Origin of the sequence: Streptomyces sp. NPDC052109, from assembly GCF_040680195.1 — a bacterium.
Taxonomy (GTDB): domain Bacteria; phylum Actinomycetota; class Actinomycetes; order Streptomycetales; family Streptomycetaceae; genus Streptomyces.
On record NZ_JBFAWF010000037.1, the window covers coordinates 1 to 12,677 of the forward strand.

A 12,677-nucleotide genomic window follows, 5' to 3' on the forward strand; every position below is an offset into this window, starting at 1 on the left:
GTGTCGAACCGGACGCGGTGGTCGGTCATTCGCAGGGGGAGATCGCCGCGGCCTGTGTGGCGGGGGCGCTGTCCCTGCGCGACGCCGCGAAGGTGGTCTGCGTGCGCAGCGGGCTGATCGCCGAGGAACTGGCCGGACACGGCGGGATGGCGTCCGTGGCACTGCCCGCCGACGAGGTCACCGCCCTGCTGCCCGCCGGCGGCGAGGTGACCGTCGCCGCGGTCAACGGCTCCGCCTCCACGGTCGTCTCCGGCGACCCCACGGCACTGGACCGGCTGCTGGCCGACTGCGAGGGGCGCGGGATACGGGCCCGCCGGATCGCGGTGGACTACGCCTCGCACTCCCCGCACGTGGAGCGCATCGAGACGCGCCTGGCCGAGGCCCTCACCGGGATACGGCCGCAGGCCGGGAACGTACCGATGTTCTCCACCGTCACCGCCGACTGGGCCTCCCCGGCCGCACTGGACCCCGGCTACTGGTACCGCAACCTGCGCCGGACCGTCCGCTTCGAGGACGCCGTGCGGGCGCTGGCCGAGCGGGGCCACCGGTGGTTCGTCGAGGTGAGCCCGCACCCCGTGCTGGTGCCCGGGATCGACGAGACGCTGGAGGAGGCGACCGTCGTAGGGTCGCTGCGCCGCGACGAGGGCGGCCTCGACCGGTTCCTGCTCTCCGTCGCCGAGGCACAGGTGGCCGGGCTGCCGGTGCGGCCCGCCGCCGCCTTCGAAGGTCTGCGCCCCGCCCCCGTGGACCTGCCCACCTACGCCTTCCAACGCCGGCGCTACTGGCTGGCCGCCCCCGAACACACCGGCGCCGAGGCGGCGGACGGCGCGTTCTGGGCGGCCGTCGACGGCGCCGACCCGGGTGACCCGAAGGCGCTCGCCGACCTGCTCGGCGTCCCGACCGAACCGCTCGCCGAGGTGCTGCCCGGACTGGCGGCCTGGCGCGCCGCCCGGGAGGCGTCCGCCGCCGGAGACGGCCGGCGCTACACCGTGGGCTGGCGACCGGCCGAGGCTCCGGAGGCGGCACTGACCGGCACCTGGCTGGTCGTCAGCCCGGGCGGACTGGCGCTGGCCGAGGACTGCGCCGCCGCGCTCACCCGCGCCGGGGCCGAGGTCCGCGTGCTGGGCCCGGACGCCGTGGCGGCCGAGGCGGACACGGCGTCCGGGGTGGTCTCCCTGCTCGGCCTGGCCGACGGACCGCACCCGGAGCAGCCCGCCGTACCCGCCGGACTGGCCGCCACCCTGGACCTGGTGCGCGCCCTGGCCGGCACCGGCACCACGCTGTGGCTGGTGACCACCGGGGCCGTCGCCGCCACCCCGGCCGACCGGGTGCCGCACCCCGAACAGGCCATGCTCTGGGGCCTGGGCCGCACCCTCGCGCTGGAACACCCGAAACTGTTCGGCGGCATCGTCGACCTGCCCGACCACCCGGGCCGGGGACTCGACCGGCTGGCCGCGCTGCTGGCCGGCACCGAGGACCAGGCCGCCGTGCGCGACACCGGGCTGCTGGTGCCGCGCCTCGCGCGCGCGCCGCTGGGCGGGCGCACCCCGGCCCGGCCGTGGCAGCCCACCGGCACCGTGCTGGTCACCGACGGTCTCGGCCCGATGGGCCTGCCGGTGGCCCGCTGGCTGGCCGGCAACGGCGCGCAGGCGCTGGTGCTGACCACCGACGACCCGGCCGCCGGAGCGCCGGACGACCTCGGCGTCCCGGTCACCGTCAGCACCTGCGACCCGGCCGACGCGACCGCGCTCGCCGAACTGCTCGCCGCCCTACCGGCGGACACCCCGCTGACCGCGGTGGTGCACACCGCGGGCACCCTGCGCTCCGGCCCGCTGACAGGCACCGACCTCGCCGAGGTCGCCGCCACCCTCGACGCCAAGGTGCGCGGCGCGGCCAACCTGCACCGGCTCACCGGTGAGCTGGACGCGTTCGTGCTGTTCTCCTCCGTCGCGGCCACCTGGGGCGGCAGCGAACAGGGCGCGTTCGCCGCCGCCAACGCCTACCTCGACGCGCTGGCGCAGCACCGGCGTGCCCGGGGGCTGCCCGCCACCGCCATCGCCTGGGGCCCGTGGGAGGGCGCCGGCCTCGGCGCGGCGGACGCCGACACCGAGGCCCGGCGCCGCGAGCAGCTGCGCCGCCGCGGCGTACTGGCGCTGCCCCCGCAGGCGGCGCTCGCGGCGCTGGCCGACGCGGTGCGCCACGCGGACACCGCGGTGACCGTGGCCGACGTCGACTGGGCCGGCTTCGCGCCCGCGTTCACCGCCGCCCGGCCCAGCCCGCTGCTGGGCGAACTGCCAGAGGTGCGCGACGCGCTCGCCGCCGACACCGGTGAACCGGCCGTGGCGGAGCCGGGACCGGCCGCCCGCCTCGGCTCGCTCCCCGAGGCCGACCAGCAGCGCGAACTCGTCGAGCTGGTGCGCCGGGAGGCCGCCGTCGTACTCGGCCACGACGACCCGGACGCGCTGCCCACCGGGCGGCCGTTCACCGACCTCGGATTCGACTCGCTGGCCGCGGTCAACCTGCGCAACCGGATCGGCGCGGCCACCGGCGTACGTCTGTCGGCCAGCGCGGTGTTCGACCACCCGACCCCCGTCGGACTCGCCGAGCACCTGCGCAGGCAACTGGTGCTGCCCGCCGCTGCGGCCGTCGGCTCGCTGGACGAGGAACTCGACCGGCTGGCCGGAGTCCTGGCCGGGGTGTCCGGCGAGGACGACCGGCGGCGCGCGCTGACCCGGCTGCAGGGCCTGGTCAGCCGGCTCACCCCGCGCTCGGACGGCGAACGACCGTCGGCCGAGTCGGTCTCCGAGCAGCTCGGGGCCGCCAGCGACGAAGAGATCTTCCGGTTCATCGACTCGGAGTTGAGCTGATCATGAGTGACGTCGACCGTCTCCGCGACTATCTGCGCAAGGTCACCGTCGACCTGCACGAGACCCGGCAGCGGTTGCGCGCGTACGAGCAGCGCGACGCCGAGCCGGTGGCCATCGTCGGCATGGCCTGCCGCCTCCCCGGCGGCATCGCCTCGCCCGAGGACCTGTGGGAGGTGGTGGCCGCCGGGCGCGACGTGATGTCGGCCTTCCCCACCGACCGGGGCTGGCCGCTGGACCGGCTCTTCGACGCCGACCCGGACCGGCCCGGCACCACCTACGTCAAGGAGGGAGGGTTCCTGCACGACGTGGCCGACTTCGACGCCACGTTCTTCGGCATCTCGCCCCGCGAGGCGCTGGCGATGGACCCGCAGCAGCGGCTGCTGCTGGAGACCTCCTGGGAGGCGCTGGAGCGCGCCGGCATCGACCCGCTGTCGCTGCGCGGCAGCCGGACCGGCGTGTTCGTCGGCAGTGGCGCGCAGGACTACGGGATGCTCGCCGCGCAGGCCGCCGAGGACCTGGAGGGCTACCTGCTGACCGGCAACGCGATCAGCGTGCTGTCCGGGCGGCTCTCCTACACCCTGGGCCTGGAGGGCCCCGCACTGTCCGTGGACACCGCCTGCTCGGCCTCGCTGGTCGCTCTGCACCTGGCCCGCCAGTCGCTGGCCCGCGGCGAGTGCACGCTGGCGCTGGCCGGGGGAGCCTCGGTGCTGTCCACCCCGGCCGGGTTCGTGGAGCTGTCCCGGCAGCGCGGCCTCGCCCCCGACGGCCGCGCCAAGGCGTTCGCCGAGGCCGCCGACGGCACCGCCTGGGCCGAGGGCGCCGGGGTGCTGGTGGTGGAGCGGCTGTCCGACGCACGCCGCAACGGCCACCGGGTGCTGGCCGTGGTGCGCGGCTCCGCGGTCAACCAGGACGGCACGTCCAACGGGCTGACCGCCCCCAACGGGCCCTCCCAGGAACGGGTCATCCGCGCCGCGCTGGCCGACGCGGGACTCACCGCCGCCGACGTCGACGCGGTCGAGGCACACGGCACCGGCACCGCGCTGGGCGACCCGATCGAGGCGGGCGCGCTGCTCGCCACCTACGGCCGCAACCGGCCCGCCGACCGCCCGCTGTGGCTGGGCTCACTGAAGTCCAACCTGGGCCACGCCGGCGCGGCCGCCGGGGTGGCCGGCGTGATCAAGACGGTGATGGCGCTGCGCGGCGACCACCTGCCGCGCACCCTGCACGTGGACGCGCCCACCTCCGAGGTGGACTTCTCCTCCGGCGCGGTGGCGCTGCTGACCGAGCCGCAGCCGTGGCCGCGGACCGGCCGCCCGCGCCGCGCCGGCGTGTCGGCGTTCGGCATCAGCGGCACCAACGCGCACGTACTGCTGGAACAGGCCGAGGAGTTCGCGACGCCGGAGCCGGACCAGGACGGTCGCGCCGACGGCCCGGCCACCCGCTCCGGCGTGACCGCCCCGGTGCCCTTGGCGGTCTCGGCCCGCAGCCGCGAGGCACTGCGCGCCCAGGCCGAACGCCTGCTGCCTCTGGTACGGCGCGGCACCCCCCTGCCCGATCTCGCCGCGGCCCTGCTGCACTCCCGCGCCGCCCTCGAACACCGCGCCGTGGTCGTCGCCGCCGACGCCGAGACCGCCGCCGAGGGGCTGGACGCCCTGGCCGCGGGCCGCCCGCACGACGCCGTGGTCAGCGCCACCGCCGCCCCGGCCGACCGGGTGGTGTTCGTGTTCCCGGGCCAGGGCTCGCAGTGGGCGGGCATGGCCGCCGAACTCCTCGACTCCGCCCCCGTGTTCGCCGCCCACCTCGCCGAGTGCGACAGCGCGGCCCGCGCCTTCGTGGACTGGTCCCTCACCGACGTGCTGCGCGGCGCACCCGGCGCGCCCGACATGGAGCGCATCGAGGTCCTGCAACCGGTGCTGTTCGCGGTGATGGTGTCACTCGCCGAGCTGTGGCGCTCCTACGGCCTCACCCCGGCCGCGGTCGTCGGCAGCAGCCAGGGCGAGATCGCCGCCGCCTACACCGCGGGGGCGCTGTCCCTGCACGACGCGCTGAAGATCGTGGTGCTGCGCAGCCGGCTGTTCGCGGACGAACTGCGCGGCAGGGGCGCGGTGGTGTCGGTGGCCGCGCCCGAGGAGCAGGTCCGCGCCCGGCTGGCAGCCCAGGGCGACGCGCTGCACATCGGCGGCGTCAACGGACCCAACGCGGTCACCGTGGTCGGCGAGTCGGCCGGACTGGAGCGGTTCGTCGCAGAGGCCACCGCCGACGGGCTGCGCGCCCGGCTGGTCGGCTCCACCGTCGCCTCGCACTGCGACCAGGTCGACCCGCTGCGCGAGCGCATCCTGGACATGTTCGCCGACGTGCGGCCCACCGCCGCCGAGGTGCCGTTCTGCTCCACCGTCACCGGCGCCTTCACCGACACCACCACCCTGGGCGCGCAGTACTGGTTCGACAACGCCCGCCGGCCGGTGGCCTTCGACCCGGCCGTGCGCACCCTGCTGGCCGCCGGGCTGCGGTTCTTCGTCGAGGTCAGCCCGCACCCGGTGCTGGTCACCGCGGTCCAGGAGATCGCCGAGGACACCGGCACCGACGCCGCCGTGGTCGGCTCCCTGCGCCGCGACCAGGGTGGCCTCGACCGGTTCCTGCGCTCGGTGGCCGACGCGCACACCCGCGGCGCCCCCGTCGACCTCGGGGAGGCGTTGGCCGGCCGGGACACCGCCTGGGTCGACCTGCCCACCTACCCCTTCCAACGGCAGCGCTACTGGCCCGAGCCCGACCCCACCGCCGTACCCGCCACGGCGGACCCGGTGGAGTCCGCCTTCTGGGACGCGGTGGAGAACGCCGACCTGGCCGGCCTGACCGGCGCCCTGGAACTGGACGCCGAACCCCTGGCCGCGGTGCTGCCCGCCCTGTCGGCCTGGCGGCGGCGTCGTCGCGAGCAGTCCGTCGTGGACTCCTGGCGCTACGCACTGGAGTGGCGGCCGGTGCTCGACCCGGCGAGCGCCCGGCTGTCCGGTGACTGGCTGGTCGCCGTGCCCCCCGGACACACCGGACCGGAACCCGACGCGGCGGCCCGGCACGGCGCCCGGGTGATCCGGGTCGAGGTGGCCTCCGGCCCGCCGGATCCGGAAGCCCTGCGGACCGCGCTGGCGGGCGTACGACCCACCGGCGTGCTCGCCCTGCTCGGCTGGCCGGCCGCCGTGTCCCTGGTCCGCGCCCTGATCGAACTGGGTGTGGAGGCCCCCCTGTGGTTCACCACCACGGACGCGGTCGCCCTGGACGCCGAGCCGGACGGCGACCCGGACCGGGCCGCCCTGTGGGGCCTGGCCCCCACCGTGTCCCTGGAACACCCCGGCCTCACCGGCGGCGTCGTCGACCTGCCCGCCCGGCCCGACGAACGGGCGCTGAGCCGCTGGTGCGCGGCGCTGTCCGGGCGTACCGGCGAGGAACAGCTCGCCGTCCGCTCCGCCGGGCTGTTCGCCCGCCGCCTCGTGCGCAGCCCGCTGACCGCCCCGGCCGGCGCCGCCTGGCGGCCCGCCGGCACCACCCTGGTCACCGGCGCGGACACCGCGGTGGGCGCGGCCGTGGCCCGCTACCTGGCCGCCGCCGGCGCCCCCGCGCTGCTGCTGACCGTCGACCCCGGCGGCACCGTGGCCGAGGACCTCACCGTCGCTCTACGGGACCTGGGGACCGAAGTTCGCACCGCCGCCTGCGATCCGGCCGACCGTGAAGCGGTGGCGGAACTGCTCGCCGGGCAGCCGATCACCGCCGTGGTGCACACCGCCGTACCCCTGACCGAGGCGCCGCTGGCCACCCTCGACGGCGCCGACGAGCCGAACCCCGGGGTCACCGCCGCATGGCATCTGCACGAGCTCACCCGGGACGCCCCGCTCACCGCGTTCGTGCTGTTCTCCTCCATATCGGGCACCCTTGGAGGCGTCGGCCAGGCAGGCTACGCCGCGGCCACCGCCGCACTGGACGCGCTGGCCGAGCACCGTGCCGCGGCCGGCCTGCCCGCCCTGTCGGTGGCCTGGGCGCCCTGGGACGACCCGGACGACACCACGGGTGTGGCGGCCACCCGCCGGGAACGGCTGGCGAGCCGTGGCATCGCCGTGCTGGACGAGCACCGCGCCCTCGCCGCGCTCGGTGCCGCGCTCACCGCCGGGGACACCCGCCTGCTGCTGGCCGACGTGGACTGGCCGCGGTTCCGGGCCGCGTACACCTTCACCGGCCCGCGCCCGCTGATCGCCGACTTCACCCCCGACCGCGGCCGCCGCGAGGCCACCGGCCCGGCCACCCCGGACGCCCGCGAACTGGCCGCGCTGCCCGCCGCCGAGCGGTACGGAGCGCTGCTGGCCGCGATCACCGGGCAGGCCGCGGCCGTGCTCGGCTTCCCGGACGGCTCCGCGATCGACCCGGCCCGCCGGTTCCTGGAGCACGGCTTCGACTCGCTGACCACCCTGGAGCTGCGCAACCGGCTCTCGGCGGCCACCGGAGTACGGCTGACCGCAGCCACCCTCTTCGAGCACGACACCCCCGAGGCGCTGGCGCGCCACCTGCAGGACGAACTCGGCCCGGAGCCGGCCGCCGGCCCGGCCGAAGCCGGGGTCTTCGCGGGCCTCGGCAGCGCGGCGGCCGAGGCCGGGAAGACCGGCGAGTTCATCGAACTGCTCGGCGCAGCCGCCGCGTTGCGCACCGCCTTCGGCTCCGCCGAGGAGGCCGGCGCGCTGCCCGAACCGGTGGAGCTGGCCGCGCACGACGAGGGCCCGGTCCTGGTCTGCCTGCCCACCGTGCTGGCCACCTCGGGACCGCACCAGTACGCCCGGTTCGCCGCCGCGCTGCGCGACCGGCGCGCGGTCTCGGCCCTCGCCCTGCCCGGCTACCTCGACGGCGAACCGCTCCCCGCCGACCGGTCCGCCGCGATCGAGGCCGCGACCCGCCAGGTGGAGGCGGCGGCGGGGGAGCGGCCGGTGGTGCTGGTCGGCTATTCCTCGGGCGGACTGCTCGCCGACGGCGTCGCCGCCCGGCTGGCCGCGCTGGGGCGCCCGGCCGCCGCACTGGTGCTCATCGACACCTTCGTCTACGGGCCAGAACTGACCACCGTCGGCGCCGAGTTGTTCGAGCGGATGTTCGCGCGACTGGCCGACAGCGGCGCGGTCACCGACGCCCGGCTCACCGCGATGGGCGGGTATCTGAGGCTGCTCACCGACTGGGAACCCCTCGACTCCGGCACGCCCGTCCTGCTGGCCCGCGCCACCGAGCCACTCGCCGGGTTCGGCCGCCCGCCGGCCGACTGGGCACACCCGCACGACGAAGTGGAGCTGACCGGCGACCACTTCACCGTCCTCGAAGAGCACGCCGAGCGTACGGCCCAGGCGGTGCACGAGTGGTTGGAGAAGCGATGACGCAACGACGCACCACCGTCCTGGTCGTCGGCGCGGGCCCGTGCGGCCTCGCCATGGCCGCGCAGCTGAGCCGGCTCGGCGTCGAGGTCACCGTGGTGGACGCCGCGGACCGGCCGCACACCGGCTCCCGGGCGATCCTGCTGTGGCCGCCGGTGCGGGAAGTGCTCGGCGAACTCGGCCTGGCCGAACACGCCGCCCGCGACAGCGTCCGACCCGCCGCGCTCCACTACCACCTGGGCTCCGGCGGCAGTGTGCGGGTGCCGCTGAGCGACACCGACGCCCCGCTGGTGCTGCCCCAGGAGCGCACCGGGCAGCTGCTGGCCCAGGCACTGGCCGACCGCGGCGTCGACGTCGAGTGGGGCACCCGGGTCACCAAGGTCGTCCCGGACGAGCACGCGGTGAACGTCACCGTGACCCGCGCGGACGGCGGCACCACAGACATCGAGGCCGACTGGGTGGTGGGCGCGGACGGGCTGCACAGCCAGGTCCGCGCACAGCTGGGCATCGACTTCTCCGGGGCCCGTTTCCCGGCCACCTTCCTGCTCGCCGAGGGCCGCCTCGACGGGGACCGCGGAACCGGCGGGATCAGCACCGAGGAGATCCACTACTTCCTCGCCGACACCGGCGTCGCGCTCCTAGCCCCGCTGCCCGGCGGCGAGTTCCGCATCTCCGGCGCCGTCCCGGAGGGCACCGAGGCCACCGCCGAGCACGCCCAGGCCCTGCTGGACGAGCGCGGCCCCGGCGGGCTCCGCTTCACCGGGGTGCGCACCGTGACGCTGTTCTCCAGCGATGAGCGGGTGGCCGGCGCGCTGCGCTCCGGCCGCTGCTTCCTCGTCGGCGACGCCGCGCACGTGCACAGCCCGATCGGCGGCCAGGGCCTCAACCTGGGCATCCCCGACACCCGCAATCTGGCCTGGAAGCTCGCCGGCGTGGTGCACGGCCGGCTGCACGAGTCGATCCTGGACAGCTACGACCCGGAGCGGCGCGCCGCGATCGCCCAGACCCTCCAGGCCACCGGCCGGATGGCCCGGCAGGCCGTGGTCGGCCCGGTGGCCCGCCGGGTCCGCGACCTCACCTGGCGGCTGCTCGACGTCTCCGGCGTGCTGGCCCGCGGGTACGCGCCGATGCTGGCCGGCTGGCGCAGCCGCTACCCGGACGTGCTCTTCGGCACCCCGGCCGACGGCACCGACCGCTCCCGGCCGCGCCCCGGAACCCGGGACCCCCGGTGGATCCCGAAACCCTCCGACGAGTTCGCCGGCCGGTTCCAGCTGATCACCTACGGCGGCCGGGGCACCCCACTCGCCGGCGCCGCCGCCGAGTTCGCCGACCGGCTGCCCGGACTGGTCGCACACTTCCCGCTGGACGGCCGTACCCAGCGGTTCGTCCTGCTGCGCCCCGACGGCTATGTGGCCGCATCCGGCGCCGCCGACCGGTTCTCCGGCGTCGCCGCGAAGCTCGCCGCGCTGGCCCCCACCCCGCCGTCCCCGACCGCGACCGCACGGTGACGACCGAGCAACGATGAGAGGACACGACATGCCGAACCCCGACGGTGAAGTGGCCGCCGGCTGTCCCGTGCACGCCGGCGCCGCCGCGGGCCCCCGCCCGTGGACGCCCGGACTGCCCGAGCCCCGCCCGGTGGAGCAGTTGCTGCTGCCCGACGGCAACCCGGTCTGGATGATCACCCGGTACGACGACGCGCTCGCCGCGCTGAACAACCGCAAGCTGAGCAAGCACTTCGACAACGCGCTGCCCGAGCTGTGGCCCTCGCTCGGCTACGACGGCCGCAAGTCCATCCTCAACCAGCACATGAACCTCGCCGACCCGCCCGAGCACACCCGGCTGCGCAGACTGGTGTCCAAGGCGTTCACCCCGCGCCGGGTGGCCGACCTCGGCGAGCGGATCCAGCAGATCACCGACGAACTGCTCGACGCGGTCGCCGAGGCGGGCACCGCCGACCTGAAGGACGCGTTCATCTCGCCGCTGGTCTCGACCGTGCTGTACGAGATGCTGGGCGTGCCGCTGGCCGACCGCGACGAGTTCGAGCGCAACACCTACATCTTCGTCGGCCTGGGCAACTCCTCCAGCCCGGAGGAGGTCGTCGCCTCGGTCGGCTGGTTCGAGGAGTACCTGACCAACCTGACCGCGCAGCGCCGCGCCGACCCCGGCCCGGACCTCATCTCCGGCCTGGTGCAGGCCAACGAGGACGGCGACGCCCTCGCCGACCTGGAGATCCGCTCCACCGTCATGCTGCTGCTCCTCGCCGGCGCGGAGACCACCATCAACCTGCTGTCCAACGGCATCCTCGCGCTGCTGCGCAACCCCGAGCAGCTGGCCGAGGTCAAGCACGACCCCGAGGCGCTCGGCCCGGCCATCGAGGAGCTGCTACGGCTGACCAGCCCGGTGTTCACCGTGGTGTACCGCTTCGCCACGGAGGACATGGTGCTGGGCGGCGCGCAGGTCAAGAGGGGCGAGCACGTGATGATCTCGCTGGCCGCGGCCAACCACGACGCCGGCCAGTTCAGCGACCCGGAGACGCTGGACATCCACCGCGACGCCTCCAGGCACCTGGCGCTGGGCCACGGCACGCACTTCTGCATCGGCGCCCCCCTGGCCAGGCTCAAGGCCCGCATCGCGCTGCGCACCCTGTTCGACCGGTTCGACGACCTCCGGCTCGCGCTGCCCGAGGAGAAGTTGACCTGGACGCCCAGCCTCGTGGCCAACAGCCTGGACCACCTGCCGGTGACCTTCACCGCGGCCACGCCGGTCACGGCGGGCTGACACCCCGCTCAGTACGCCGCACACCCTCGGCGCCCGCGGCGCCACCCCGAACCGAGCCGAGAACGTCCCCGCGCGGCGACGGCCGTCCCGCGCGGAGTTGGGAACGCCAGCCATGACCGAAGCACCCATGCTCGACCCGGGCTTCATCGCCCAGCTGCTGCCCTTCGATCCGTTCGACCCGGCCTTCCTGGCCGACCCCTACCCGATCTACGCGCAGGTCCGCGAGAAGGGCCCGGTGACCCGCACCCCGCTGGGGCTGTGGGCGGTGACCGGGCACGAGGCCTGCTCGGCCGTGCTGCGCGACCAGCGCTTCGGCTGGGGCGACGGCGCCACCGTCGCCGACCACTTCCGCACCGAGCCCGACGGCTCGGTGGTCAAGCCGTTCATCTTCGCCGACCCGCCCGAGCACACCCGGATCCGTGCCCTCGTCGGCAAGGCGTTCGCCGCCCGCCAGGTGGAGCGGATGCGCGCCACCGCCGACCAGGTCGTCGGCGAGCTGATCGAGACCGCCCGCGCCGAGGCCGGCGACGGACCCGTCGACCTGATGAGCGCGGTGGCGCACCCGCTGCCCGGCCGGATGCAGAACGCGCTGCTGGACGTCCCGGCCGAGCACGCCGCCCGGTTCGACGAACTGTCCGCCGACATCGCCCGCGGCCTGGACCCGAGCTTCCTGCTCACTCCCGAGGAGGTCGCCAAACGGGACAACGCCCGTGCCGAGCTGTACCGGTACATCGGCGAACTGGCCGAGCGGCGCCGGGCCGAGCCGGGCACCGACCTGATCAGCGAACTGGTCGCCGTCGAGGCGGGCGGCGACACACTCACCCCGCACGAGCTGGAGGTCACCTGCACCCTGCTGCTCTCGGCCGGGTACGCCACCACGGTCAACCTGATCGGCAACGGCATGTTCGCGCTGCTCCGCCGCCCCGACCAGCGGGACTGGCTGCGCGCCCACCCGGACCGGGTGCCCGCGGCGGTGGAGGAGATGCTGCGCTTCGACCCGCCGGTGCAGATGATCTCCCGGGTCGCGCTGGCCGAGGCCGACATCGCCGGGCACACCGTCCAGCCGGGCGAGCAGGTCATGCTGATGATCGGCGCGGCCAGCCACGACCCGGCGGTCCACGACGACCCCGACGAGCTCAGACTGGACCGCCCGGCCGGCCGCAACCTGGGCTTCGGCCTGGGTATCCACTTCTGCGTCGGCGCCCCGCTGGCCCGGCTCACCGCGCAGGCCGCGGTGTCCGCCCTGGCCGCGCTGGACCTGGAACCGGTGACCGAGGCACCGGCCCGGGTGCCCAACATCATCATGCGCGGCCTGGCCGAACTGCCCGTCCGGATCACCGGCTGAAAGCGCCCCACGTCGAGCGGACTCGGCGCTGTGTGACCACCGGACGCCTCCGGTGGTCACACGCCCTTCGCCTCCCGCCCCCGCTCTCGTGCCGCACCTCGTTGCCGGCGGCGACCGCCACCGTCCCCGCGGGAACCAGGACCGACTGCCGGCGCATCCGGCGCATCCGGTGAACCGGCGCGTCCGGCGGGCCGGCTGGTCACCGACGCGCCGCGCCGGCACCGCTCACCGCGCGGCCGGCCCTCCGCACGCCCGAGGTGGGCCCCCTCGCTGACGGGCGGAAAATCA

General features: G+C 75.8%; 5 protein-coding genes. All 5 read left to right on the forward strand.

Annotation, left to right across the window (positions count from 1 at the left end; all coding sequences use genetic code 11):
• Positions 1-2,867, forward strand: a 2,867-nt coding sequence (locus AB0L59_RS40030) for an acyltransferase domain-containing protein (protein WP_365592516.1), incomplete at its 5' end; no start/stop codon positions are given.
• A gap of 2 nt (positions 2,868-2,869) precedes the next feature.
• Positions 2,870-8,266, forward strand: a complete 5,397-nt coding sequence (locus AB0L59_RS40035) for a type I polyketide synthase (RefSeq protein WP_365592519.1) — start codon at positions 2,870-2,872, stop codon at positions 8,264-8,266.
• Positions 8,263-9,771, forward strand: coding sequence for an FAD-dependent monooxygenase (locus AB0L59_RS40040; protein ID WP_365592521.1), 1,509 nt, complete (start codon positions 8,263-8,265; stop codon positions 9,769-9,771). Before AB0L59_RS40035 ends, AB0L59_RS40040 begins: the two co-directional genes overlap by 4 nt.
• Before the next feature lie 28 nt (positions 9,772-9,799).
• The gene (locus AB0L59_RS40045; protein ID WP_365592523.1) at positions 9,800-11,044 is read left to right on the forward strand and encodes a cytochrome P450; all 1,245 of its coding nucleotides are present in this window, start codon (positions 9,800-9,802) and stop codon (positions 11,042-11,044) included.
• Between the two features lie 112 nt (positions 11,045-11,156).
• On the forward strand, positions 11,157-12,389 hold the full coding sequence (locus AB0L59_RS40050) for a cytochrome P450 (protein ID WP_365592525.1): 1,233 nt from the start codon (positions 11,157-11,159) through the stop codon (positions 12,387-12,389).
• Positions 12,390-12,677 lie beyond the last annotated feature (288 nt).